The 24,164-nt window shown below is 66.2% G+C and carries 21 protein-coding genes and 1 tRNA gene; 10 read left to right on the top strand and 12 right to left on the bottom strand.

Annotated features, from left to right (window positions below; genetic code table 11):
• Positions 1–224: 224 nt before the first annotated feature.
• Both AC3ITW_RS03780 and AC3ITW_RS03775 read left to right on the top strand, forming a co-directional pair.
• Positions 225–3,485 (top strand): autotransporter family protein, encoded by a 3,261-nt coding sequence (locus tag AC3ITW_RS03780; protein WP_489390074.1) that lies wholly within the window; start codon positions 225–227, stop codon positions 3,483–3,485.
• Between the two features lie 478 nt (positions 3,486–3,963).
• The gene (locus tag AC3ITW_RS03775; RefSeq protein WP_197583317.1) at positions 3,964–5,604 is read left to right on the top strand and encodes a hypothetical protein; all 1,641 of its coding nucleotides are present in this window, start codon (positions 3,964–3,966) and stop codon (positions 5,602–5,604) included.
• A gap of 54 nt (positions 5,605–5,658) precedes the next feature.
• Here AC3ITW_RS03775 and AC3ITW_RS03770 read toward each other — a convergent pair whose 3' ends face one another.
• Entirely contained in the window at positions 5,659–6,207 is a 549-nt protein-coding gene (locus tag AC3ITW_RS03770; RefSeq protein WP_489390073.1) for a VOC family protein, read from the bottom strand.
• Between the two features lie 40 nt (positions 6,208–6,247).
• Between AC3ITW_RS03770 and AC3ITW_RS03765 the strand changes: the two genes are divergently transcribed.
• Positions 6,248–6,430: a hypothetical protein gene (locus AC3ITW_RS03765; protein ID WP_100434096.1), complete on the top strand. Its 183-nt coding sequence runs from the start codon at positions 6,248–6,250 to the stop codon at positions 6,428–6,430.
• A gap of 274 nt (positions 6,431–6,704) precedes the next feature.
• Here the strand turns inward: AC3ITW_RS03765 and AC3ITW_RS03760 are convergent, their stop codons facing one another.
• The 9 genes from AC3ITW_RS03760 to AC3ITW_RS03720 all read right to left on the bottom strand — a co-directional run bounded on the left by AC3ITW_RS03760 (position 6,705) and on the right by AC3ITW_RS03720 (position 15,111).
• On the bottom strand, positions 6,705–7,670 hold the full coding sequence (locus AC3ITW_RS03760) for an IS110-like element ISStma4 family transposase (RefSeq protein ID WP_489390072.1): 966 nt from the start codon (positions 7,668–7,670) through the stop codon (positions 6,705–6,707).
• Between the two features lie 473 nt (positions 7,671–8,143).
• Positions 8,144–9,247, bottom strand: a complete 1,104-nt coding sequence (ychF, locus tag AC3ITW_RS03755; protein ID WP_489390071.1) for a redox-regulated ATPase YchF — start codon at positions 9,245–9,247, stop codon at positions 8,144–8,146.
• Between the two features lie 105 nt (positions 9,248–9,352).
• The gene (gene pth, locus AC3ITW_RS03750) at positions 9,353–9,931 is read right to left on the bottom strand and encodes an aminoacyl-tRNA hydrolase (RefSeq protein ID WP_004144977.1); all 579 of its coding nucleotides are present in this window, start codon (positions 9,929–9,931) and stop codon (positions 9,353–9,355) included.
• Between the two features lie 59 nt (positions 9,932–9,990).
• The gene (locus tag AC3ITW_RS03745) at positions 9,991–10,611 is read right to left on the bottom strand and encodes a 50S ribosomal protein L25/general stress protein Ctc (RefSeq protein ID WP_489390070.1); all 621 of its coding nucleotides are present in this window, start codon (positions 10,609–10,611) and stop codon (positions 9,991–9,993) included.
• A gap of 106 nt (positions 10,612–10,717) precedes the next feature.
• On the bottom strand, positions 10,718–11,677 hold the full coding sequence (locus AC3ITW_RS03740; RefSeq protein WP_005415400.1) for a ribose-phosphate diphosphokinase: 960 nt from the start codon (positions 11,675–11,677) through the stop codon (positions 10,718–10,720).
• A 138-nt stretch (positions 11,678–11,815) separates the two neighbouring features.
• Positions 11,816–11,892: transfer RNA gene (locus tag AC3ITW_RS03735), tRNA-Gln, on the bottom strand.
• A gap of 11 nt (positions 11,893–11,903) precedes the next feature.
• A complete protein-coding gene (gene ispE, locus AC3ITW_RS03730) occupies positions 11,904–12,773 on the bottom strand; it encodes a 4-(cytidine 5'-diphospho)-2-C-methyl-D-erythritol kinase (protein WP_004144966.1) in 870 nt (289 codons plus the stop codon).
• Positions 12,770–13,429, bottom strand: a complete 660-nt coding sequence (gene lolB / locus AC3ITW_RS03725) for a lipoprotein insertase outer membrane protein LolB (protein WP_100434091.1) — start codon at positions 13,427–13,429, stop codon at positions 12,770–12,772. The genes ispE and lolB overlap by 4 nt, the downstream gene beginning before the upstream one ends.
• On the bottom strand, positions 13,426–15,111 hold the full coding sequence (locus AC3ITW_RS03720) for a tetratricopeptide repeat protein (RefSeq protein WP_448122598.1): 1,686 nt from the start codon (positions 15,109–15,111) through the stop codon (positions 13,426–13,428). Before AC3ITW_RS03720 ends, lolB begins: the two co-directional genes overlap by 4 nt.
• Positions 15,112–15,174: 63 nt before the next feature.
• Here AC3ITW_RS03720 and hemA point away from each other — a divergent pair, with 63 nt between their 5' ends.
• The 4 genes from hemA (at position 15,175) to ppk2 (ending at position 20,171) form a co-directional block, all read left to right on the top strand.
• The gene (gene hemA / locus AC3ITW_RS03715) at positions 15,175–16,458 is read left to right on the top strand and encodes a glutamyl-tRNA reductase (RefSeq protein ID WP_012510140.1); all 1,284 of its coding nucleotides are present in this window, start codon (positions 15,175–15,177) and stop codon (positions 16,456–16,458) included.
• A complete protein-coding gene (gene prfA, locus AC3ITW_RS03710; RefSeq protein WP_012510139.1) occupies positions 16,436–17,518 on the top strand; it encodes a peptide chain release factor 1 in 1,083 nt (360 codons plus the stop codon). The genes hemA and prfA overlap by 23 nt, the downstream gene beginning before the upstream one ends.
• A gap of 5 nt (positions 17,519–17,523) precedes the next feature.
• A complete protein-coding gene (locus AC3ITW_RS03705) occupies positions 17,524–19,236 on the top strand; it encodes an O-linked N-acetylglucosamine transferase, SPINDLY family protein (protein WP_489390069.1) in 1,713 nt (570 codons plus the stop codon).
• A 152-nt stretch (positions 19,237–19,388) separates the two neighbouring features.
• Complete coding sequence (gene ppk2 / locus AC3ITW_RS03700) at positions 19,389–20,171, top strand: polyphosphate kinase 2 (RefSeq protein WP_004144943.1); 783 nt, start codon at positions 19,389–19,391, stop codon at positions 20,169–20,171.
• Between the two features lie 526 nt (positions 20,172–20,697).
• On the opposite strand, the gene AC3ITW_RS03695 is transcribed toward ppk2, so the two are convergent.
• Together AC3ITW_RS03695 and AC3ITW_RS03690 are read right to left on the bottom strand one after the other, a co-directional pair.
• The gene (locus AC3ITW_RS03695; protein WP_100434088.1) at positions 20,698–21,273 is read right to left on the bottom strand and encodes a TlpA family protein disulfide reductase; all 576 of its coding nucleotides are present in this window, start codon (positions 21,271–21,273) and stop codon (positions 20,698–20,700) included.
• Complete coding sequence (locus AC3ITW_RS03690) at positions 21,270–22,544, bottom strand: YihY family inner membrane protein (RefSeq protein WP_046985223.1); 1,275 nt, start codon at positions 22,542–22,544, stop codon at positions 21,270–21,272. Before AC3ITW_RS03690 ends, AC3ITW_RS03695 begins: the two co-directional genes overlap by 4 nt.
• Positions 22,545–22,621: 77 nt before the next feature.
• Between AC3ITW_RS03690 and wrbA the strand changes: the two genes are divergently transcribed.
• From wrbA to AC3ITW_RS03675, 3 genes are all read left to right on the top strand, one after another.
• Positions 22,622–23,215 (top strand): NAD(P)H:quinone oxidoreductase, encoded by a 594-nt coding sequence (gene wrbA / locus AC3ITW_RS03685; protein ID WP_100434087.1) that lies wholly within the window; start codon positions 22,622–22,624, stop codon positions 23,213–23,215.
• Positions 23,212–23,547: a DUF2069 domain-containing protein gene (locus AC3ITW_RS03680; RefSeq protein WP_099552725.1), complete on the top strand. Its 336-nt coding sequence runs from the start codon at positions 23,212–23,214 to the stop codon at positions 23,545–23,547. The genes wrbA and AC3ITW_RS03680 overlap by 4 nt, the downstream gene beginning before the upstream one ends.
• Positions 23,548–23,626: 79 nt before the next feature.
• Positions 23,627–24,112 (top strand): asparaginase domain-containing protein, encoded by a 486-nt coding sequence (locus AC3ITW_RS03675; protein ID WP_046985220.1) that lies wholly within the window; start codon positions 23,627–23,629, stop codon positions 24,110–24,112.
• Positions 24,113–24,164 lie beyond the last annotated feature (52 nt).

Raw genomic sequence — 24,164 nt, 5'->3', positions numbered from 1 at the left:
CTGCAATGGCTTTAGGAAACGCCTGATTCCATCGGACAGCGCCGATTTCTAGGCTGGAGACATCCCGCCACGGTGCGCTCGCAGGCAGTTGCTGCATCGCCGTGGGGGACGGAAGCCTCTGATGGCGCCTGCAGGCGCCGTCACATGTGGCTTCCGCAGCGACGCGGCTTCGCCGCGCCCGTCCGCGCAGCCGCGCTGCGCCCTGCCACAGGAAGTCCATCAGCATGAATGCCTCCCCCACACGGCAGCGCCGTGCGCCTGACTGCGCGCGCGTGGCGCGCCATCCCCTGATTCCCAGCCTGCTTGCCACTGCGTTGTGGGCGGCATTGCCCGTGCAGGCAGCAGAGCTGCAAGGCCCGCTGAAGGTCGTCAATGGCGAATCGCTGCTGCTGGGTGCGGACGACCGCCTGCTGCACTCGGGTGGCGGCTTCGCACTGGATGTAAATGGAGCCGGCAGCACTGCCACGATCGATGGCAGCCGTATCGACATCACCAACGGAGGCAGTGGCATCCAGGCCATGGCGGGCGGTACCGTGCTGATTGAAGGTGGCCACATCCAGCTCGGCAATGTCACCGACAACGCTGGCTATGCACTCAATGCAAGTGGAGCAGGCAGTGTCATCCGGGCCAACAACCTGGTCATCGACGCCTATCGCAACAGCTCCGGCTACGGCACCGTCAATGCCACCAATGGCGGCAAGCTCTGGTTGAATGGCGGCAGCGTGAGCAGCGAAGGGCATACCCTTTACGCCAGTGGCCGCGGCAGTGAGCTGCACGTGTCGGGCACCACGATCAGCAATGGTGCCAACCGCGGTGTCTACGCCGAGGGCGGCGCATTGCTGTCGCTGGACTCGCTGTCCATGACCTTCGCCGAAGCCAGCAACGGTTCCAGTGGCCGCCTGTCGGCCCGCGGCAGCGGCAGCGTGCTGTCACTGCGCGACGTGGACACGAGCAATGGCTACTTCGACATCGACAACGGCGGCACGCTGCAGATTGAAGGTGGCCGTGCCACTGCCAATGGCGGCAGCATCCGCCTGCTGGGAAACAGTGCGAACCGGGTGTACTCCAGCGGTGACATCACTGGCGGCCGCTTCGAGACCGTCGGCGGCTACGGTGTCAACGTCAACAGCTGGGGCAAGCTGACCACCCACGGTGCCCACTTCACCGTGCGCGATGGCAACTCCGGCGTGTGGCTGTCAGGCGCCAATTCGCTGGCCGACATGACCGATACGGTAATCAGCACCTTCGGTGACAATGGCTACGGCCATGGCGTGGACGTCTGGGGTGGAACCGCGACGATCACCGGGGGCAGCATCGACACCCATGGCGCGGGCGTGTACGGCCTGCGCGCTTCAGGCAGCAATCCGCCAACACCGTATTCGCGGATCCGGGCCAAAGACCTGGACATCACCACGTATGGCAACAGCGGCGGTGGCGTGTTCCTGGGTGGCAGCACGGCGGATGCAGAACTGCAGGGAGGTTCGATCACCACGCGCGGCACCTCCTCGTTCGGCATCGTGCAGATGAACACCGCAAAGCTCACTGCCGATGGACTGCGCATCCATGCGCAGGGCGCGAACTCTGGAGCTTACCGCTCCTACCTCACGGCGTTCGGGCCGTACTGGAACCGCCTGGTATTCAACAACAGCCAGCTGCAGACCGAGGACGGCCCCGCGCTGTGGCTGCAGGGCAGCAACCACGAACTGACACTCAACAACACCGATGTCGTCGCCCGCCAGCAAGGCGAACTCGACGATGGCCGCCTGCTGCGGGTCAGCGATACGGTGTTCACCGACGGAAGCTCGGTCGCCACCGCGGACATTCTGTTCACCGCTGACAACAGTCGCCTGACCGGCGATGTGGTCGTCGATAGCGCGACCGCCAACGTGCGGATGACGCTGCGCAACGGCACCCGGTTCAGCGGCGCGCTGCGCAATGCATCGGGCTACCAGGTCGCGCAGCTGGCGATCGATGGCAGCAGCCAGTGGGACGTGCGCGCCGACTCCAGCGTCGCCACCCTGGACCACGCTGGCACCATCGCCTTCGTTGCACCCGGGGCCGACGGCTTCAAGACCGTGACCGTAACCGGCGACTACGTCGGCAACGGTGGGCAGTGGCTGTTCAACCGCGCACTGGGTGACGATGCATCGCTGGGCGACCAGCTCGTGATCGAGGGCGACAGCCGTGGCACAGCCACCGTGAGCGTACGCAACGCCGGCGGTGCAGGCGCGCTCACCCGCGAAGGCATCCGCCTGATCAGCGTCAGCGGCCAGTCCGATGCGCAGTTCACTCTGCACGGGCGTGCAGTCGCGGGGGCCTACGACTACTTCCTGTTCAAGGGCGGCATCTCCACCCCCGATGATGGCAACTGGTACCTGCGCTCGGAATATGTGCCGCCGGTCGACCCGCCGCTGCCACCCGATCCGCCGATCGACCCGCCGACCCCGCCAATCGATCCGCCAGTGGATCCGCCGCGCCCCCCCATCGATCCGCCGGTGCAGCCGCCGATCGACCCGCCGCTGCCTCCTGAACCACCGCGCGTGGAGCGCCCTGAACCCGCTGCATACCTGGCCAACCAGAACGCCGCGCAGGGCATGTTCCGGCACAGCCTGCATGACCGTAGCGGCGATCCCGCCACTGCAGCCGACGATGACGGCAACGCCATCGCATGGGCCCAGGTGCGCAGCAGCCAACCCGACAGCCATGGCCGCGGCCAGCAGGTGCATGTGGACAGCAGACTGAGCAGCGTCCTGCTGGGCGTCGGTCGCCGCTTCGAGGCCAATGCCGGTGGCCAACTGCAGCTGGGCGTCATGGCGGGCCAGGGCCGGGCACGCAATGACAGCCGGTCTCAGGTAACCGGCTACACAGCACGGGGCGAGGTCATTGGCAGCAGCATCGGCCTGTATGCAACGTGGCTGCAGGATGCGCGCATGGACGGCGGCGCCTATGTGGATGGCTGGCTGCAGTACGGCCGCTTCCGCAACAGCGTGCAGGGCGAAGGCCTGCAGAAGGAACGCTACCGATCGCACAGCTGGACAGCCTCGGCCGAGGCCGGCTATGTGCTGCCGCTGCAGCGCAGCGCAGCGCGTGGCATCTACCTGGAACCACAGCTGCAGGTGCTGCACAGCCGCTACGATGCGGACGCCGTGGTCGAAGCCAATGGTACGGTCGTTGAAGGCCGCGACAAGGACAGCACCACCACGCGCGTCGGCATGCGCCTGTACACGCGTTCACTGACACAGGGTGAAGGACAGGTGCAGCCGTTCGTTGCGGTGAACTGGTGGTCCGGAGGCAACGGTGCGGGCCTGGCGATGGACGGCGAGCGGTTGCAGCGGCAGCTGCCGCGCGACATCTACGAAGCCAAGGCCGGTGTGCAGCTGAATCTTTCCGGTGGCTGGCGGGGCTGGGGCGAGATCAGCTGGCAGAGCGGTGGCATGGGCTTCCGCGATATCGGCGCGCAGCTCGGCGTGTCCTATCGCTGGTAGCTGCTGGCTGGCGTTTGCTTGTGCCTGATGACCGCTGCGGCCCAGCACGGCACAGGGCATGGATGCCCAACCCTCAGGCTGGAATGGCGCGCGGTGATACCCGCGCCATAGAATTCAGCAGATGGCCGGTCAAAGTCCGGCCATCCACCCGCACGCAGCCCCCAGGAGCAGTACATGCATGGACCACACCGCAGATTCTTCACGGGGCTTGTTGCCCGCGCCCCCGTTCTCGTTGCTGTTCTGGAAAGCAGAGCACCGCGCGGCCGGGTGTCCCGATGAAAGCGCTGCCCCTGTTGGCATTGTCACTTTCACTCTGCCTCCCCCTTGTCGGTTGCATTGCCCCGTTTCGCGTAAAGGCCCGTGCCGACGTGGCAGTCAACATGATCACCCCTGAAACGCCGGGGGCGCCCATACGCCCCTTGATGAGCGAGCGACACGCACCGTGACTCGCCTCATCCATCGACGCAGGACCGTATCGATGGCCATCGCGCGCCGCGCACTGCTGGGGATCACGTTGCTGGCTTCCGCCCATGCATCCGCAGCCAGCCAGGAGGCGATCTACTTCGCTGCCTCGAACATCCGCGTGCACGACACTGGGACAGCGGCATTCGAAGATCGGTCGTTCACCGCTATCCGGATGGACGGCGTGGTCGGCGGCGAGCGCCGACTGCGGACGCGCGTCATCTGGAGCGAGCAGCGCGGCACAGGATTCTCCGCCAACTCATTGCGGCTCAACCCGAACGCCACTGACGACGGATCGATCGCGGCGCTGCTCCACACGGGCTTCGAAATGACGCTCACTGCCGATGGCGCAGTGCGTGATGTGCGTGCGGTCGATCCATCAGCCTGGCAGCACGCCGTGAAGCACACCCCACAACTGGCAGCTCAGCTGGCGTCGCAACGCCGCGTTGGCGGGCTCACGCCAACGGATCTGCCGGTTCCCCTGCGGATCGGTCAGAAGATCGTCCATCGCGATGCGTCCACCGACATCGGCGACGTCACCGTCGACCAGGAGGTGCTCGCGCTCACCGACCGCATGGTGCTTCTGGATGTCGTTGTTTCCGGCTCGGGGGTCAGCGGCAAGGGACGTCAGGTCCTCCAGCGCGCTGATGGTATGCCCGTTGAAGCACGCTATGCGCTTTCGGTGCATGAGCAGGGCGACACCCCGGCTCTGGAGATGGACCTGTATGTCGCAAGGATGAGCACCGACCCGATGTTCGATGCCGGCGAGCGCGAGTCCAGACAGCACTACGATGCGATGCTGCGTGAGCAGATCGAGCGTCCGCCCTTCTCCTCGCCCAGCAACGACCCTGATGCCTATCCGCAGGCGGTAGTGGACCTGATCCCTGCCGAAATGTTTGACCGCACCACATTGGCAGAATTCGAGGCAGGCCTGCAGTATTCGGCCGAAGACGATCACCATGCAGCGCGCCCGCTGATCCGGCTGAACATGCCGCTGCCGGAGCATGGACGCCCTGCTGCGACGGACAGTGAGTGGTTCCCGATGATGGCCTGGTTGCGCCGCGTCGAGCTGCTGGATGCCAAGGGTCGGCCATTGCCCGGGCTACAGCCGGTGCCCGTGGTACAGCGCTGGTTGATCGCTGGGGCATCGCGTACCGATGAGAACGACGTCGGCTTCCCGTTCCGGTTGCCCATCAACACGCGCGCCGGGCAGTTGGACGGATTTTCGGCCATCCGGCTCGCGGTCGACCTGGAGCGCTACACCAAGGACGCAGAGGAACGTTTACCGCGCGGCCAGCAGTCAAGGACGAATGCGCGCATGCGTATCACATGGGCTTCGGACCAGCGGGCCACGCTCGTACAAGCACCTGTGGACAAGACCGAACGCGAGGGTGTGTGGACCACCGCCATCGCACTGGATGCCCAGGGAAAGAGCATACCCATCGCCTTGGTGCCTGCACCGCGGAATGCCACGATTACCGACGCCGCATGCTGTCAGGGTGCTGCCCTGGAATGGGAGCGTGACCGTGAGCCGGAACGACTGGAGATCGCAGCCGCCGCCCCCATCCACGCACTGCTGCTGCAGCACTATCGCTGGAAGCGGATTCCGCGTGACTGGATGATCCGCAAGGTGCAGACGCGCGAAGGTGCCAGATAGGGTGGATTGCCGCAGGGCGCTGGACAGCGGCCCTGCGCCCGTACGTCATGCGATCTATGTCAGATCGCCACGATGGACGATGTGGCATTTGTTGCCATCTGGATCGCGCAGATACGCACCGTAGTAGCCAGCACCGTAGTGCGGCCGCAATCCTGGCGCGCCCTCGTCGGTACCGCCGGCAGCGAGCCCCGCTGCATGGGCGGCATCCACCGTCTCAGGGGAAGGCGCGAGGAACGCCACCATGCTGCCGTTTCCATGGCTTGCCGGCTCACGGTCATAAGGCGCGTAGACGTAGAAGCGCGGCAGCGCAGCGTGCGCCGTCACCCAGCATGCCGCGGCCGGGCCACCATCAGGCGTGACCGGACGGCGGCGCATGCCGAGCGGAGTCAGCAGCGCATCGTAGAAAATGGCCGCTGTATCTAGATCGTTGGTACCGACGGTGATGTGACTGAACATGGGATTCTGCCGAGTATCCTTGCGCGGTTGCCGCGTGAGTATTGCGAGGCGATGTTGATCCATCGTACGACAGTGCCGCATGCGAGCAACCATTCGCGCGCCCAATGCGCCCGGTTCCGGCGCCACCTTGCGGTGGAGGCTGGACATTCGGCGCAACCTACAACGACCTCCACACCGGAAGAATCCAATGAAGCTCATCACCGCTGTACTGCTGCTGGCCACCTGCCTGTCCGTTGTTGGATGCTCGCTGCTGTCGGGCCGTTCCATTGCGCACCCCTCGGCGCGCTATGCCGAGCGGGCACAGATCACCGTCAATGCAGGCGCCGTGGCAAGCGCGCAGCCGGCCGTTCCGCCCGCCACCCGGCGTTGAGCCAGGTGTAGCTCCGCAGGTTTTCCACATCGCGCGTGGAAAGCGATGGGGGTTTGGTGTGGATAAGCGGGCGCGAGCCATGCACGGCAATCGTTTCAAGGCATGGTGCTTTTTTGTCCATGCATTGCCGCGGTTTTCCACACAGCACGTGTAAAGCCATGGGAACTTGATGTGGACAAGTGGGCGCGAGTGTTGCGCTGCAGGCGTTTCGGAGCGTGGCGAAAATTTGTCCACGCTGCACGGGCAAGCCTTGTAGATACCGTGTCGCCCTCGCCTAGGCAAGGGCGACGTCAGGCTCAAAGGGTCGGCCACTTCTCAGTACGCCCCAAGTCAGATGGATGAGCTTGCGCATCACTGCACACATGACGACCTTGAAGGGCTTGCCTTTCGCGCTGAGCCGGTCTGCAAAGGACTTCAGTGTGGGGTTGTGGGTCTTCCCGGTCAGCGCCGGCATGTACAGCTTTTTGCGGAAATTGGCGTCGCCGACGCGTGATATCCGGCATTTGCCTTCGTAGTTTCCTGATTGACGCTGGGCCGGATTCAGGCCCGCGTGGGCAACCACCTGGCGCACGTCGCTGTATTTGCTTAGATCCCCCAGCATGGCCAACAGCTGGGCACTGCTGGTGTTGCCTACACCGGGGATGCTGGTAAGCAGTTGATGACGCCGGCGCAGGTCCGGATCGTTATCGATATGGTCCTCAATCGCCTTCTGGACCTGCTTGATCTGCTCTTCCAACGTCCGGATCACATCCTTGATCCCTTGCTGGACCGAGATATCGGCAACGTCCAGGCGGTTGTGCTCCATCTGCAGCATTTCCTGGAGGTCATCTCGACGCCGTACCAAGGCGCGCAGCTTCACCTCCGAGGGCGTCGGTGGAACGTAGGGATACAGCTTTTCCGAGCGTTGTGCCTCAAAAAACCGGGCAATCAGCTTGGCGTCGCTGCGGTCAGTCTTGGTCCGCATCCCCTCCGCCTGCCCAAACGCCTTTACTCGGGCGGGATTGGCCACATGAACCACTACCCCCGCTTCCACCAGTGCTTGAGCCAAGGCCTCGTGATAGATGCCTGTAGCCTCCATACCTACCGCCGCGTTCGGCGCATGTTTGGCGCGCCAGGCCAGAAGCTCATCAAAACCCTTTGGCGTATTGGGGAGTTTGGCCTTGGTTCGATACTTGCCGTGAGATAGAGGCAGGGCGATGTCAAAAGTCGCCTTGGCTGCGTCGATGCCGATAAATTGCATGATTTCGCTCCAGCTTGAACTTACGATCGTGATCGGAAGCCGCCAGACTTGCCCTTGTGAGTACAGGCTCTCACCCGATGGCGGGCCTAAGATACCGTTCAAGTTCCATGGCGGTGTCAGGCCGCCGACGCGCTGAATCTACTTTGCAAGCTCGAAGGCTTAAGAGCCGAGGCAGCGTCATCGGAGCCTCCCGGGTCACCGGGGGATTGTGCCTGATCAGGGCACGATCCAAGACACAAGAGCCGAGCACATGCTCAGCTGATGCCAACCTGAGCCGAGCGTTGGCTCGGCTCCACAGGCCGCCGCGCGGTTTTCCACATCCGACGTGGAAAGCGATGGGGGTTTGGTGTGGATAAGCAGCTGCGATCCATGCGCGGCAAGCGATTCAGAAGCTGGCTGTTTTTTGTCCATCTCTGGAAACGCGAACGCCCCGCACAAGGCGGGGCGTTCGGGATCGATCCGTTACCGCTGGATCAAACGTTGAAGCGGAAGTGCAGGATGTCGCCTTCCTGCACGCGGTATTCCTTGCCTTCCAGGCGCAGGCGACCCGCTTCCTTGGCGCCGGCTTCGCCCTTGTACTTGATGAAGTCGTCATACGCGATGGTTTCAGCGCGGATGAAGCCCTTCTCGAAGTCGGTGTGGATGACAGCGGCAGCCTGCGGGGCGGTGGCGCCCTTGCGCACGGTCCAAGCACGCACTTCCTTCACGCCAGCGGTGAAGTAGGTCTGCAGGCCGAGCAGGCTGTAGGCCGCGTTGATCACGCGGTTCAGGCCCGGCTCGCTCAGGCCCAGGTCGGCCAGGAAGGTATCGCGGTCTTCGTCGTCGAGCTGGGACAGCTCTTCTTCGATCGCGGCCGACACCGGCACCACCTGCGCGCCTTCAGCGGCGGCATGCGCGCGCACGGCATCCAGGTGCGGGTTGTTCTCGAAACCGTCTTCCAGCACGTTGGCGATGTACATCACCGGCTTCAGGGTCAGCAGGAACAGATCGCGCACCAGCGCCTTCTCTTCCTCGTCCAGGCCGACCGAACGACCGGACTTGCCGTCGGACAGCGCCGCCTGCAGCTTGGCCAGCACCGGCTTGCGCGCCGCCGCGTCCTTGTCACCCCCCTTGTCACCCCCCTTGGCGGCGCGCTCGGCGCGGTTCAGTGCCTTCTCGACGCTGTCCAGGTCGGCCAGCGCCAGTTCGGTATCGATGGTTTCGATATCCGAGATCGGGTCGACCTTGTTGTTGACGTGGATGACGTCGGCGTTCTCGAAGCAGCGCACCACGTGGGTGATCGCATCGACTTCGCGGATGTGCGCCAGGAACTTGTTGCCCAAGCCTTCACCGCTGGCGGCACCGGCGACCAGGCCGGCGATGTCGACGAACTCGACCGCAGTCGGGATGACCTTCTGCGGGTTGATGATCGCTGCCAGCTCGTTCAGGCGCGGATCCGGCACCGGCACGATGCCGACGTTCGGCTCGATGGTGCAGAACGGGAAGTTGGCCGCGGCGATGCCCGCCTTGGTCAGCGCATTGAACAGGGTCGACTTGCCGACGTTGGGCAGGCCGACGATGCCGCATTTGATACCCATGGGTGACAGCTCTCTGGGGTGAAAGTGATTGGGGAAGCAGCAACATGGGCGCTGCTTTTCCAATCATTCTCCGTACCGACCAACGGTCGGTACCTACCGGGCCAATTATTTCGGGGTGTGCAGCCGCTTCATCGCTTCGCTGAAATCGCCCTGCACCGCCAGCGGCAGCACGTCGATCGCATCGTCGATGGCGCGCGAAATCAGCACTTCGTCGTCTTTGGAGGGACGGCCGAGCACCCAGCCCACCACGCGGTCCTTGTGGCCGGGATGGCCGATGCCCACGCGCAGGCGGTGGAACTTGCCGTGGCCGAGCAGGCGGATGGTGTCGCGCAGGCCATTCTGGCCACCGTGGCCACCGTCGAACTTCAGCCGCGCCACGCCGGGCGCCAGGTCCAGTTCGTCATGGGCCAGCAGGGTTTCTTCCGGCTCGATCTTCCAGAACCGCTGTGCGGCGGTGACCGACTTGCCACTGAGGTTCATGAAGGTGGCGGGCTTGAGCAGCCACACCGTCTGCCCGGCGATCTCGACCTTGGCAGTCTCCCCGAACAGCTTGCTGTCCACGTTCCAGCGCGCGCCGGCTTTTTCAGCCAAGGCCTCAACGAAATGAAACCCGGCATTGTGCCGGGTCCGGGCGTGCTCCGATCCGGGGTTGCCCAGACCGACGATCAGTCGCAATCCTGCCATTGGATCTTCCTGGTACATGCCAGTACGGCGCCTGCCCGAAGGCAGGCGCCGCGAAGGCATTACTCGGCAGCCGCTGCTTCTTCAGCGTCGGCAGCTTCGCCCTTGCCGTGCTTGGCAGTGACGATGGCGTCGTCGTGGTCCTTGCCCAGCGCCAGCGCCGGGATTTCCACGCCCTTCGGCAGCTTGATGTCCGACAGGTACACGATGTCGCCAGCCTTCAGCCCGCCCAGGTCGACTTCGATCGACTCCGGCAGGTCCTTCGGCAGGCAGCTGATGGACACTTCCTTCAGTTCGTGGGCGACCACGACGTCGGCAGCCTTGCCAGCCGGCGAGGTGTCTTCGTTGATGAAGTGCAGCGGAACCGAAGCGGTCAGCTTCTCGTTCTCGTTCACGCGCAGGAAGTCCAGGTGCATGATCAGCTGCTTGTACGGATGGCGCTGCATGTCACGCAGCAGCACCTTCTGCACCTGGCCGTCCAGGTTCAGGTCCAGGATCGAGGCATAGAACCACTCGTTCTGCTGGGCCAGCCAGATTTCGTTGTGGTCCAGGCTGATAGCGACCGGCTCGGCGTTGCCGCCGTACACGATCGCCGGGATCACACCAGCGTGACGCAGGCGGCGGCTCGCACCCTTACGCTGCAGTTCACGCTTGGTGACCTTGATTTCATGGGTCTTCGACATTTTCGACTACTCAGTTGTTGCCTTGCCTTGCGGCTTGGCGGTTGAAGGCACTTCCGCGACCAGAAGCGCCCGGTGTGTCCCTGCCGTTGCCGGCGGGGACGAAAAATCAGTCGACGTACAGCGAGCTGACCGACTCACCGAAGGCGATGCGGCGCATCGTCTCGGCCAGCATTTCCGCCACGCTCAGCTGGCGGATCTTGCTGCACACCCGCGCTGCGTCCTTCAGCGGGATGGTATCGGTCACCACCAGCTCGTCGAGCTGGGAATTGGTGATGTTGTCCACCGCCGGGCCCGACAGCACCGCGTGGGTGCAGTAGGCGGCGACCTTGAGCGCACCGCGCGCCTTCAAGGCAGCGGCAGCGGCGCACAGGGTGCCGGCGGTATCGACGATGTCATCGACCATCACGCAGGTCTTGCCTTCGACATCACCGATGATGTTCATCACGGTGGAGACGTTGGCGCGCGGGCGGCGCTTGTCGATGATCGCCAGGTCGGCATCGTCGAGGCGCTTGGCCACTGCACGGGCACGGACCACGCCGCCCACGTCCGGCGACACCACGATCAGGTTCTCGGTGCCGTAGGCACGCCAGATGTCGGCCAGCAGCAGCGGGGACGCATACACGTTGTCCACCGGGATATCGAAGAAGCCCTGGATCTGGTCGGCGTGCAGGTCAACGGTCAGCACGCGATCAGCGCCAGCGGTGCTGAACATCTTCGCCGCCAGCTTGGCGGTGATCGGCACGCGCGAGGAACGCATGCGGCGATCCTGGCGCGAGTAGCCGAAGTACGGCACCACGGCGGTCACGCTGGCCACCGATGCGCGCTTCAGCGCGTCGATCAGCACCAGCAGTTCCATCAGGTTTTCCGCGCTCGGCGCACAGGTCGGCTGGATCACGAACACGTCCTGCTTGCGGACGTTCTCTTCGATTTCCACCTGCACTTCACCATCGGAGAAGTGCGAGACCAGCGCCTTGCCCGGGCGTACTCCCAGTTCCTTGCAGATGTTCTGCGCCAGACGTTTGTTGGCGTTGCCGGAAAAGACCAGCAGGTTCGGGGACTCTTGCATCATGATTGTCTCGGGCGGGGACGAGTGGCGGGGATCCGGTAGCGGCAAGGACCGCTTCGGCCCCTGCTGCTGACAACACCGCGGTTGTTTCCACGTCCCGCGCGGTCGATGCGCTGGATGGCGCGGACACAGCCGCATTGGCAGGGGCGGGAGGATTCGAACCTCCGAATGCCAGGATCAAAACCTGGTGCCTTGGGCCTCTTGGCGACGCCCCTGCATTGATGAATCAGTGTTGCTCGAGTGCATCCAGCAGTGGCGAACGTGCAACGCCCGCAGCCACCCTTGCCCGCAACTCCTTCGGCAACTCCGCTCGCCCCTGCTCTGCGGCAGCCTGCGAATCGAACTCGACGAAACAACCACTTCCGGACCCGGTCAAACGTGCCCGGCCAATACCGCTCAACGCGGCAAGCACCGCCTCTACGGCAGGCTCGCGGCGGCGCAGCACCGGCTCGAACACGTTCCCGACCAGAGCGCCGGAAGCGAAGTCGTCTATTTTCGCCTGTGGGCAGTCGCGCGTCAAATCCGGATCAGCAAACAGGGCCGGGGTGGGAACATGAACCCCGGGTTCGGCGATGACATACCAGGCCGGCGTCAGCTCGATCGGCTGCAGGCGTTCGCCCACCCCTTCGGCCCAGGCATTGCGCCCGCGCACGAACACCGGCACATCGGCACCCAGGCGCAGGCCCAGCGCGGCAAGCGCGTCCTCGTCCAGACCGGCCTGCCACAGGCGGTTCAGCACCACCAGCACGGTGGCGGCATCGGACGAACCGCCGCCAAAGCCACCGCCCGCCGAAACGTGCTTTTCAACGATGATGTCCGCACCTTGCGCGACATTCGCCACATCTTTTAGCAGGCGCGCGGCACGCACTGCCAGATCATCGGCCTCGGCCACGCCGGCCAGGCCCTCGCCTTCACGGCGCACCTGACCGTCTTCACGCAGGCGCAGGCCGATACGGTCGCCCCAGTCCAGCAGGCGGAACACGGTCTGCAGCTCGTGGTAACCGTCGGCACGGCGGCCAGTGATGTGCAGGAACAGGTTCAGCTTGGCCGGGGCCGGCCACCAGGACCAGCCCGCGTCGTCGCGCCCGGCACTCATGGCGTGCCCTGCCCCCACTGGTCCACCAGCAGGCGCACCTTGGCGTCGCCATTGCTGGCCTCGATCCGGCGCGGCACGGCCGGGCGCCCGGCATCAGCCGGGTACCAGTCCAGGTACTGCACCTGCCAACCCATCTGCAGCATGCGGCGCGGACGGCCCTCGCCGTCACGCTCGACCTTTTCGGGGCCGGCAGCGTCGCCTGCTACCAGGCCGCGGATCCAGTCCGGCAGCTGGTTGACCGGGATATCCCAGCCGGTAGCCTCCAGCAGCAGCTGCTGGGCGTCCTCGCCGTCACGCGGGCCACCGGCCAACCCTTCCAGGCGGCCGGCCTCGGAATGGGTATCGCCGGTCAGCTTCCAGCTCTGCCGGGTCACCGGTGCGCTCAACTCGACCACGTAGCGGCGGCCGTCCTGCTTCCAGTCGATGCGGCCACTGCCGCCATCCTTGCCCTTGCTTACCGCGACCCGGCCCTGGAAGGCCCAGTCCGGCTGCGCATGCAGCGCGGCCACGCGCGCGGCCTCGGCCTGCGCGGCTTCGGCGGACACGATCTCGACCACGGCCGGCGCCGGGGTCTTCTGGGTGCCCACGGTGGTGCAGGCGGTGACCGCCAGGGTCGCGGCCGCCAACAGCAGCGGCCGGATCAGGGAAACACTCATGGATTGAATTTCTCGCGGGCGCGCAGCAGCGCGCGGTTTTCAGGGTCGAGCTTGGCCGCTTCCTCGAAGAAATGACGGGCCTCATCGTGCTTGCCCAGCACCCACAGCACTTCGCCAACGTGGGAAGCGATCTCCGGGTCCTTGGCCAGGGTCCAGGCCCGGCGCAGCTGCACCAGTGCCTCTTCCTTGCGGCCCAGGCGATACAGCACCCAACCATAGCTGTCGACGATGGCGGCGTTGTCCGGTTCGGCCACGCGGGCGCGGTCGATCAGTTCCAGTGCTTCCTGCAGGCGGCCGGTGCGATCGGCCAGGGTGTAACCCAGCGCGTTCAAAGCCGGCACGTTCTCCGGCTCGGTCACCAGGATCTTGCGCAGATCCGCCTCGGCGCGCGGGATGTCATCGCGGCGTTCCCAGGTGAGCGCACGGGCGTACAGCAGGCCGTTGTCATCAGGGTAAGCGGCCAGACCGCGGGCCAGCGCATCCAGTTCACCGGCGCTGTCCTCGGCGCGCTGGCGCAGTTCGGCTTCCAGCAGGTAGGCGTCGCGGCGCACGTCGTCGTCGACCACCGCATCGGACTGGATCGCATGCACTTCTTCCAGCGCCAGCGGCAGGCGCCCGGCCAGGGCCTGGGCATTGGCTGCGCGCAGGCGCGCTTCGCTCAGCTCATCGCCGCCGGGCACGCTGTGGTACCACTGAACCGCCTCGGGATAACGCTTCAGGTACTCGGCGATCTTGCCCAGCAGCAGGCGCTGCGCCGGGTCCGGCTTGGCCGCCTGCCGCGACAGTTCGTTGTAGAGATTGGAAAGCGCGGCCTTGTCGCCCTGCTTGGCCAGCAGCGAGGCGCGCATGCCCCAGGTCTGCACGTCCTGCGGTCCAAACGCCAGCACGCGCTCGGCGGCCGACGGCTGGCCAAGGCTGTCGTAGGCGATGGCTACCGCGTTACGCAGTTCCGGGTCCTGGCGGGTCTTCGGCTCCACATCGTGCAGCAGCGACAGCGCCTTGCCGGTCTCGCCAGCCTGCTGCAGCTGGCTGGCACGCAGCAGCGCCACACGCGGTTCCTCGGGGAAGCGCTTGACCACTTCATCGATCATGCGCCGCGCCAGCTCGGGCTTGTCCATGCGCAGGGCGAGGCGACCGAACTCCTGCCAGGCCTCGATCTTCGGCGGAATGGCGTTGGCGTCGACCAGCTCGCCCAGCACCTGCGCCGGCACCGCCGGGTCGCGGCCGCCACCAATCAAGGCCGCCAGGGCAAACTTCCAGCCACGCTCGTCAGGGTCGGCCAGCAGCGCCTGCAGTTCGCTGCGGGCCGCCTTCACGTCGCCCTGGCGCATGGCCAGCGCACCGGCGGCGCTGCGCATGGTCAGCGAGCGCGGGGCGCGCTGCTGCCACAGGGCCAGGCCCTTGGCCGCGCTGGCATCATCGTTGGCAAGCATGGAAATACGGGTCGCACGCTCGGCCAGCCCGGCATCGCCCTCGGTCTGCTGGGCGGCCTGCAGGTACCAGCGCGCGGCCTCGGCCAGCTTGCCGGCCTGCAGCGCGAATTCACCGGCCATCACCGGTTCCAGCGCCAGTTCCTCAGTGGCCGGGGCCCGCACGGGGGCCTTGGCCGGCACCGCCGCCAGGGCCTGGCCGCAGGCCAGGGACAGCAGCAGAACACTGGGGATGCGAATCAATGCGGGCATCGTCGGCATCGGGGCCTTAAAATGTCGTCCAATGGCCAGCAGCTTATCGCAAGCAACTGAACAATGACCCTGTGGGTGCTCGGACTGAATCACCAGACCGCACCGGTGGAACTGCGCGAACGCGCAGCCTTCGCCGGTGAGGCGTTGCCGCGCGCGCTCGGTTCGCTGCGCGATACCCCGCAGATCGCCGAGGCGGTGCTGCTGTCCACCTGCAACCGCACCGAGCTGTACGCGGTGGCCGACTCTGCACAGGCGCTGGACCAATGGCTGCATACCCAGGCCGGCGACCTGCAGGGCTACCTGTACCAGCATGCCGATGCCGAAGCGGTACGCCACCTGTTCCGGGTCGCCACCGGGCTGGACTCGATGGTGCTGGGCGAACCGCAGATCCTCGGCCAGGTGAAGGATGCCTGGTCGACCGCGCGCGACCACGGCCTGCTTGGCCAGCGCCTGGACCGGCTGTTCCAGCAGACCTTCTCGGTGGCCAAGCGCGCACGCACCGATACCCAGGTCGGCGCCAACCCGGTGTCGGTGGCATCGGCCGCAGTGCGGCTGGCACAGAACGCGTTCGCGCGCCTGGACGATTCCACCGTGCTGCTGGTCGGCGCCGGCGAGACCATCGAGCTGGCTGCACGCCACCTGAGTGAGGGCAAGGTGCGGCGGCTGCTGATCGCCAACCGCACCCTCGCCCATGCGCAGGAGCTGGCCAGCCGCCACGGCGGCGTGGCCCTGCCGCTGACCGAACTGGACCGCCACCTGGGTGAGGCCGACGTGGTGTTCTCGGCCACTGCCGCACGCGAGCCGGTGATCCATCGCGAGATGGTGGCCAAGGCGCTGCGCACGCGCCGGCACAAGCCGATGCTGCTGTTCGACCTGGCCGTGCCGCGTGACATCGAAGCCGACGTCGCCACGCTCAACGATGCCTTTCTGTACACCGTGGACGATCTCGAGCGGGCGGTGGAAGACAACCGCCGTGGCCGCCGCGAGGCTGCCGCCGAGGCCGAGGCGATCATCGACCTGCAGGTGTCGCGCTTCGTCGAAACGCAGCAGGCCAGCGCCCACCAGGCGCCATTGCGGCAGCTGCGCGCGTTTGGCGAAGCCACCCGCACCGAACTGCTGGAGCGCGCACGCCAGCAGCTGGCCAACGGCAAGCCGGCTGACGAAGTACTGGAACTGCTTGCCCATGGCCTGACCAACCGCCTGCTGCATCCGCCGACCGCTGCGCTGCGCGCGGCCGCGCTGAGCGGCGACGCCGACCTGACCCGCGCCGCCGAGCGCCTGTTCCCGGCCACGCCGGGTTACCGCCACCCACCCGTGAGACCTGATGACGCCGACCCTGCGCCGTAAGCTGGAAGCGCTGGCCGAGCGCCGCGAAGAACTGGAACGCCTGCTCGCCGAACCCGATGTGGTCGCCGACAACACCCGTTTCCGCGACCTTTCGCGCGAATTCGCCCAACTTGAGCCGATCGCCACCGCCCTGGCCGATGAAACCCGTGCCAAGGCCGACCTGGCCGCGGCCGAAGGCATGCGTGCCGACCCCGACCTGCGCGAACTGGCCGACGAGGAAATCGCGGCCGCGCAGGCGCGCCTGCAGGAGCTGGAGCAGGAACTGGCATTGCTGCTGGTGCCGCGCGACCCACGCGACGACGGCAACCTGTTCCTGGAAGTGCGTGCCGGTACCGGTGGCGACGAAGCAGCGATCTTCGCCGGCGACCTGTTCCGCATGTACGCCCGCTATGCCGAGCGCCAGGGCTGGAAGGTCGAGATCGAATCGGACAACCCCGGCGAACATGGCGGCTACAAGGAAGTGGTGGCGCGCGTGGTCGGCCGTGGTGCGTTCTCACGCCTGAAATTCGAATCGGGCACGCATCGCGTACAGCGTGTTCCGGCTACCGAATCGCAGGGCCGCATCCACACCTCGGCGGCGACCGTGGCGATCATTCCCGAGGCCGATGAAGTCGATGACATCGTCATCAATCCGGCCGACCTGAGGGTGGATACGTTCCGCTCGTCCGGCGCCGGTGGCCAGCACGTCAACAAGACCGAGTCGGCCATCCGCATCACCCACGTGCCAACCGGTGTGGTGGTGGAATGCCAGACCGAGCGCAGCCAACACGCCAACCGCGACAAGGCGATGAAGCGCCTGAAGGCGCAGCTGCTGGACGCCGAGCGCCAGCGCCAGGACGCCGCGCAGGCCGAGTCGCGTCGCCTGCAGGTCGGCAGCGGCGACCGCAGCCAGCGCATCCGCACCTACAACTTCCCGCAGGGCCGGATCACCGACCACCGCGTGGAAGGCCTGACCCTGTATGACCTGCCGAACATCCTCGCCGGCGATCTCGATCCGCTGCTGCAGCGGCTCAGTCACGAACACCAGGTCGACGCCCTGGCCCAGCTGTCGGCGGGCTGAGCACGATGACCGCCTGGCAGCAGCGGCAACAACTGCAACAGGCGATCGCTCGCCAGCCCGGCGACTTCGTCGCCTGGGTGATGCTGGCCGACCTGGAACTGGAAGCCGGCGACATCGCTGCTGGCGAGCAGGCGGCACGTCGGGCGCTGCAGCTGCGCCCGAACCATCCCGAAGCGCTGGCGCGATTGGGCCGCGTGGCGTGGATGGCCGGCGCGCATGGTGATGCGGCAAAACTGCTCGGCCAGGCCTCGGCGCTGGCACCGCAGCACCCGGGCATCGCGTTGTGGCTGGGCCACGCGCTGGAAGACGCCGATGATGCCGAGGGCGCGTCGGCCGCCTATCGGCGCGCACACACCCTGATGCCGGCCGAGCCCTACATCGCCGCCCAGCGCCTGGCCTGGCAGCGTCGCCTGTGCGACTGGCAGGACGTGGACGCGCTGGCGGCACAGGTACGTGGTGCACTTGCCTCTGGGCAGGGTGTGGTCGAACCGTTCGCGTTCCTCAGCGAAGACGCCAACGCCGCCGAACAGCTGGCCTGCGCGCGCACGCGTGCATCTGCCGTAGCCGCTTCGGTGCGGCCGTTGCCTTCGGCAGCGCTGCGTACGCGTGGCCCACTACGGGTTGGCTTCCTCTCCAACGGCTTCGGTGCGCATCCCACCGGGCTGCTGACCGTAGCCCTGTTCGAGCAGTTGCGCCTTGACCCGGCGCTGCAACTGCATCTGTTCGCACTGAACCGCGACGACGGCAGCCGCATCCGCCAACGCCTGCAGACGGCGACCCAGCTGCACGATGTGGCCGGCCTGCGCCATGCCGACACCGCCACCCGCATCCGTGCGCAGGGCATCGACCTGCTGTTCGACCTGCGTGGCTGGGGCGGCGGTGGCACGCCCGAAGTGCTGGCGATGCACCCCGCTCCGCTGCAGCTGAACTGGCTGGCCTACCCCGGCACATCCGGTGCGCCGTGGATGGATGCGGTGATTGGCGACGACTTCGCGCTACCGCCATCGCTGGAACCGCATTACAGCGAACGCGTGCTGCGCCTGCCGCGTGCGTTCCAGCCCTCGGACAACACACGCGTGCTGGAGCCCGCGCCGACGCGTGCAGACTGTGGATTGCCCGAGCACGGCGTGGTGTTCTGCTGCTTCAACAACAGCTACAAGCTCAACCCGCGCAGCATGGGCCGCGCTTTCGCGGTGCTGCAGGCGGTACCCGGCAGCGTGCTGTGGCTGCTGTCCGGACCCGGCCAGGCCGATGCGCGGCTGCGTGCCGCCGCACAGTCTGCTGGCCTCGATCCGATGCGGCTGGTGTTCATGCCCAAGCTGCCGCATCCGCAGTACCTGGCACGTTATCAGCTGGCCGACCTGTTCCTGGACACCAACCCGTACAACGCCCACACCACGGCATCGGACGCACTGTGGGCCGGCTGCCCGGTGCTGACCTGCCCCGGCGCCACCTTCGCCGCACGCGTGGCCGGCAGCCTCAACCATCACCTGGGGCTGGCGCGGATGAACGCCACCGACGATGCAGCGTTCATTGCCACGGCCAGCGTGCTGGGCAACGATCCAGCGGCACTGACCGCGTTGCGCGCCGAACTGGCACAGGCGCGCGAACACAGCGGCCTGTTCGACATGGCCGGGTTTGCTACTGATCTGTCGGCGCTGCTGCAGCAGCTGGCGAGCGAGCATGGGTGGCAGGGCACAGCAGAGCCGACGAGGTAGAGTCGACTGTTAGTCGACTAACGCGCGCAGCGCGGGGTTTTCAGTTTCCTGCCGAGAGCAGTCAACGTTACCCAGTCGGCGCTCGCCCGGCCTCTACACACCATGACGCGAGCCTGCGCTAGGCTGGGATTTCTCTCCCGCAGGGTGTGACGATGGCCAAGCTCAAGCGCAAGGAATACGACGAACTTCTGCAGCCACTGCAGCTGGAGCTGACGGCGATGGCGCGCTGGGTGCAGCACAGCGGACAGCGCCTGCTGGTGCTGTTCGAAGGCCGCGACACCGCCGGCAAGGGCGGCGCGATCCAGGCCATCAGCCAGCACCTGAACCCGCGCCAGTGCCGCGTCGTGGCACTACCCAAACCCACCGACCGCGAAGCCACGCAGTGGTACTTCCAGCGTTATGCCTCGCATCTTCCGGCGGCCGGCGAGATCGTGCTGATGGACCGCAGCTGGTACAACCGCGCTGGCGTCGAACGGGTGATGGGGTATTGCAGCGAGGCCGAGTACCAGCAATTCCTGCGCCAGGCGCCGGTGTTCGAACAGTTGCTGGTGGATGACGGCATCCTGCTGTTCAAGTACTGGCTGTGCGTGGACCAGGAGCAGCAGGAGAAGCGCTTCGCCGAGCGCCATGTCGATCCACTGAAGGGCTGGAAGCTGTCGCCGGTGGATCTGAAATCACGCAGCAAGTACAGCGCGTACACCGAAGCGCGCGAGGCGATGCTGCGCGCGACCCATCGCGCGGATGCGCCGTGGACGCTGGTGGATTTCAACGACCAGCGGCTGGGGCGGCTGACGCTGGTACGCAACCTGCTCGACCGGTTGCCGGACACCCGGGTGGATGCACCGTTGCCGGAGCTGCCGAAGCTGAAGGGCAAGCTGCATCGCGAGCACTACGATGTGCTGAAGCCGATCGAGGAGTTCCCGGTCGAGGAATAGGGTTGGTCGGCAGGGCTGCGCCCTGCACCTGCCGAAGCCAGAGCAGCAGCAACGGCAACAGCGGGTATTTCGTGGGATGGCGGGGCGGTGTCGGAGTTCGGGGACGCCGCAAGTACGTCCCTGTAGGCTTGGCAGCCGCATCCATGCGGCTGACACCCCGCACTCCGACACCACCCCACCTCTGACAGATCTCCGCGGCTGTTGGATCCACGTCATGCGTGGATGAATTCCCATCGGAATCGAATATTTCGATATCGGAATGATTTGAGCCGAGCATGGCTCGGCTCTACAGAAATGCCGGCAGATCGCGGAAATCTGTCGAAGGCGGGGTGGGTCCGGTTGCGGGAGTGTCCGCGGCATGGATGCCGCGGCCAAGCCCCCATGGACGGGTTTACGGCGTCTCCCGCAACCGGACCCACCCCGCCATCCCACAGGAAACCCGCTTCTGCTGTTGCTGTTGCTGTTGCTGTTGTTGTTGCTCCAGCTCGCAGCAGGTGCAGGGCCGCAGGCCCTGCCGACCAACCCACTACTTGGCAGCAGCGATCTGCTTTTCGATGTCGGCGGCAGTCACCGGCCCGAGGAAGCTGTGCGCCAGCTTGCCCTGTGGGTCCAGCAGATGCGTCAACGGCAGGCCACGCGGCGTAGCGAAGTCGGCCGGCGGGTCGAACGGATCGACGATCACGATCGGATAGGTCACCGGATGCTTGGTCAGGAACGACTGCATCTCCGGCACCTCGATGTCCTCGTAGGCCAGGCCAACCACTTCGATGTTGCTGCGCATCGCATGCAACGCCGACAGCTCCGGCATCTCCTTGCGGCACGGTGCGCACCAGGTCGCCCAGAAGTTCACCACCACCCACTTGCCACGATGCGCGGCCAGGTCGTAATCACTGCCGTCCACCGCCTTCATCTTCAACGTCGGGAACTCGGCGGTGGTGCGCTCGGCCGGCGTCTCATCCACTGGCGCCGGTGCGGTCGGCGTCGGTGCCTGTGCCGGCGGCTGGCTGCTGGCCGGGGTCGGCTCCTGCGCCGGCTTGCAGGCCGACAGCGCCAGCAGCAGGGTCAGCGGGAGCATCAGCGGCAGCGAGGTCTTGCGGGTCATGGTGCGTCTCCAGAATCGGTGTAGATGTCGCTGACCTTGCGCTTGAGGCGCTCGCGCAGGGGCAGTCGCAGGTCGTCCAGGGCCGCCAGTGCGGCGCGGCCCAGGGTGTCGTCGCGGTACGGCAGGTGCTGCTCGGCCACTGGAATGCGCAGCTGGGTGCATTCGTACAGATCAGACAGGCTGACCTGCTCCAGATCGCGCGCGAGCAGCCATTCACCGCGCTCATCACGGCGCAGCAGGCCGATTTCCTGCAGGTTGCAGGCCAGGTCCTGCAGCAGCGAATCGGTCAGCATCGGCTCCAGCCGCAGGATCTCGTCGTCGGCCAGGCCTTTGCCCTTCGCGCGTGCATGGTGGAAGCGTCCCAGCAGGCGCAGCAGGCCGTAGAACTCGTAGCCCTGCGGCAGGCGCAGCTCGACCGGCTGGTACCGGAACGCTGCCATCGACGAGGACAACGACGCGCCCAGCAGCACCGCCACCCAGCACAGATAGATCCACAGCAGCAGGATCGGCACGAAGGCCACCGTGCCATAGAGCTTCTGATAGGACTGGAAGCTGCCCAGGTAAGCACCAATGCCCCACTTCACCAGTTCGAGGATGACTGCGGCGAGGATCGCACCGGGCACCGCATGCCGCCATTTCACCGTGTGGTGCGGCACCACCCGGAACATCAGCGTGATGCAGACGAATTCGATCAGGATCGGCGCCAGCCGCAGCGCCAGGTCGGCCAGCCAACGGCCCTCCTGGGTGCCGAACAATGGCATCGCAAAGACCCGCGCCGACACTGCCAGCGAGGCCGCGGCAAGCATCGCGCCCAGGGTCAGTACGGTCCAGTAGACCAGGAAGCGGGTCAGCTTGGGCCGGGTCGAGCCGACCCGCCAGATCTGGTTGAAGGTCTCTTCGACGCTGTTGAGGGTGATCAGCAACGAGACCACCAGTGCGATGAAGCCGGCGGCGGTGAGCTGACCGGCACTGGCCGAGAACTGCCGCAGGTAGCCCTCGGCGGCGCGCGCGGCGTTGGGCACGAAGTTGGAGAAGACGTAATCGCTGAGCTGGTCGCTCCAGCGGTCGAAGACGGGGAAGGCCGAGAGCACGCCGAACACCACGATCGCCAGCGGCACCAACGCGAACACCGTGGTGTACGCCAGCGCCGCCGCTGCCTGGAACAGGCGGTCGTCGAGGAAGCGATGCCACAGGAAGCGGCCGAAGCTGATGGCGCGTGCGCGATCCCGCGCGCGCTCCATCCACAGGTTGAGCGTATCCAAAGGTTCCATCGGCGAAAGGGTACCCGATGCGGAATGTTCGCAGGATAGCCATACTGGTGGCCACACGACGAGGAGAAGCGGTCACGATGGGCGAGATTCTGGTGCTGTACTACAGCCGGGGCGGTTCAGTGGCACGGCTGGCGCGCCAGATCGCGCGGGGCATCGGTGAAGTGCCGGGCATGACCGCGCGCCTGCGTACGGTACCGCCGGTAGCCGCCGTCACCCAGACCGCACAACCGCCGGTACCCGACGATGGCGCCCCCTACGTGAGCGTGCAGGACCTGGTCGAATGCCAGGGCCTGCTGCTGGGCAGCCCGACCCGCTTCGGCAACATGGCCGCGCCGGTGAAGCACTTCCTGGATGGGCTGGGCACCGAATGGGTCAATGGCACCCTGTCCGGCAAGCCGGCCGGCGTGTTCACCTCCACCGCCTCGATGCATGGTGGCCAGGAATCGACCCTGCTGTCGATGCAGGTGCCGCTGCTGCACCACGGCTGCGTGATCGTCGGCATCCCGTTCACCGAGCCGGCGCTGAGCCATACCACCAGCGGCGGCACGCCCTATGGCGCCAGCCACGTGGCCGGTGCCGCCGATGACCCGCAGCCGACCGACGACGAGGCCGTGCTGGCCCGCGCGCTGGGCCGCCGCGTGGCCGACATCGCACAGCGGTTGGCCCGATGAACCGCCCGCCGCGTACGGTCCTGCTGCTGGCCCTGATGGGGCTGGCCGCGCTGTTCGCCGGCTGGTTCATCAATGACAAGCACTGGCTGGCCACCCAGCTGGTGTTTACCGCGCCACCGCTGGCGCTGGCCATCGCACTGCGCCTGGGCTGGCGCAAGGCGGGTTTCTGGGCCTCGGTGCTGGCCCTGGGCTGGTTCAGCCACGGCGTGATGAGCGCCTGGAGCCACCCGGAGACGCGCTGGCTGGCGCTGATCGAGATCGCGCTGGCCCTGCTGGTGATCTTCAGCGCCAGCCTGCCCGGGCTGCGCGCCCGCTTCGGCAAGCGACGCTGACGCTGCGGCCGCCGGGCCGTATCATCTGTGTTCCTGGCCCCGCGCCGCTGTACCTGTCCTGGTTTCGCGCATGCACATGATGGAAGAGCTCCTGGTCGTCACCACCGGTGGCACGATCGACAAGATCTACTTCGACGACAAGTCGGACTACCAGATCGGCGACCCCCAGATCGGCATGATCCTGCGCGAGCTGGGCGTGACGTTCCGCTTCAACGTGATTCCGATCCTGCGCAAGGATTCGCTGCACATCAACGATGAGGACCGCGAGCTGATCCGCGCCACCATCGCCGCGCAGCCCACCCGCCACGTGCTGGTGACCCACGGCACCGATTCGATGGTGCAGACCGGCCAGGTGCTGGCGACGATTCCGGAGAAGACCATCGTGATGACCGGCGCGCTGAGCCCGGCACGTTTCCGCGGGTCGGATGCCGAGTTCAACATCGGCTGTGCGATCGGTGCAGTGCAGTCGCTGCCGACCGGCGTGTACATCGCGATGAACGGGCGGATTTTCGACCCGCAGCACGTGCGCAAGAACGTGGCCGCGAACCGCTTCGAATCGGTCTGAGGAACAGCGTGCCGACCAAGGTCGGCACCTACCCAAACAAAAACGCCCCGGC

The organism is Stenotrophomonas sp. KH_052 (assembly GCF_057838755.1).
The sequence above is the reverse complement of the archived record's forward strand: the minus strand, read 5'-3'. Positions and strand labels throughout refer to the sequence as shown.

Excerpts from the sequence above, each read along its gene's own strand:
- AC3ITW_RS03780 (WP_489390074.1), top strand. The coding sequence starts at position 225 with ATGAATGCCTCCCCCACACGGCAGCGCCGTGCGCCTGACTGCGCGCGC.
- AC3ITW_RS03775 (WP_197583317.1), top strand. The coding sequence starts at position 3,964 with ATGGCCATCGCGCGCCGCGCACTGCTGGGGATCACGTTGCTGGCTTCC.
- AC3ITW_RS03770 (WP_489390073.1), bottom strand. The coding sequence starts at position 6,207 with ATGTCCAGCCTCCACCGCAAGGTGGCGCCGGAACCGGGCGCATTGGGC.
- AC3ITW_RS03765 (WP_100434096.1), top strand. The coding sequence starts at position 6,248 with ATGAAGCTCATCACCGCTGTACTGCTGCTGGCCACCTGCCTGTCCGTT.
- AC3ITW_RS03760 (WP_489390072.1), bottom strand. The coding sequence starts at position 7,670 with ATGCAATTTATCGGCATCGACGCAGCCAAGGCGACTTTTGACATCGCC.
- ychF (WP_489390071.1), bottom strand. The coding sequence starts at position 9,247 with ATGGGTATCAAATGCGGCATCGTCGGCCTGCCCAACGTCGGCAAGTCG.
- pth (WP_004144977.1), bottom strand. The coding sequence starts at position 9,931 with ATGGCAGGATTGCGACTGATCGTCGGTCTGGGCAACCCCGGATCGGAG.
- AC3ITW_RS03745 (WP_489390070.1), bottom strand. The coding sequence starts at position 10,611 with ATGTCGAAGACCCATGAAATCAAGGTCACCAAGCGTGAACTGCAGCGT.
- AC3ITW_RS03740 (WP_005415400.1), bottom strand. The coding sequence starts at position 11,677 with ATGCAAGAGTCCCCGAACCTGCTGGTCTTTTCCGGCAACGCCAACAAA.
- ispE (WP_004144966.1), bottom strand. The coding sequence starts at position 12,773 with ATGAGTGCCGGGCGCGACGACGCGGGCTGGTCCTGGTGGCCGGCCCCG.
- lolB (WP_100434091.1), bottom strand. The coding sequence starts at position 13,429 with ATGAGTGTTTCCCTGATCCGGCCGCTGCTGTTGGCGGCCGCGACCCTG.
- AC3ITW_RS03720 (WP_448122598.1), bottom strand. The coding sequence starts at position 15,111 with ATGCCCGCATTGATTCGCATCCCCAGTGTTCTGCTGCTGTCCCTGGCC.
- hemA (WP_012510140.1), top strand. The coding sequence starts at position 15,175 with ATGACCCTGTGGGTGCTCGGACTGAATCACCAGACCGCACCGGTGGAA.
- prfA (WP_012510139.1), top strand. The coding sequence starts at position 16,436 with ATGACGCCGACCCTGCGCCGTAAGCTGGAAGCGCTGGCCGAGCGCCGC.
- AC3ITW_RS03705 (WP_489390069.1), top strand. The coding sequence starts at position 17,524 with ATGACCGCCTGGCAGCAGCGGCAACAACTGCAACAGGCGATCGCTCGC.
- ppk2 (WP_004144943.1), top strand. The coding sequence starts at position 19,389 with ATGGCCAAGCTCAAGCGCAAGGAATACGACGAACTTCTGCAGCCACTG.
- AC3ITW_RS03695 (WP_100434088.1), bottom strand. The coding sequence starts at position 21,273 with ATGACCCGCAAGACCTCGCTGCCGCTGATGCTCCCGCTGACCCTGCTG.
- AC3ITW_RS03690 (WP_046985223.1), bottom strand. The coding sequence starts at position 22,544 with ATGGAACCTTTGGATACGCTCAACCTGTGGATGGAGCGCGCGCGGGAT.
- wrbA (WP_100434087.1), top strand. The coding sequence starts at position 22,622 with ATGGGCGAGATTCTGGTGCTGTACTACAGCCGGGGCGGTTCAGTGGCA.
- AC3ITW_RS03680 (WP_099552725.1), top strand. The coding sequence starts at position 23,212 with ATGAACCGCCCGCCGCGTACGGTCCTGCTGCTGGCCCTGATGGGGCTG.
- AC3ITW_RS03675 (WP_046985220.1), top strand. The coding sequence starts at position 23,627 with ATGGAAGAGCTCCTGGTCGTCACCACCGGTGGCACGATCGACAAGATC.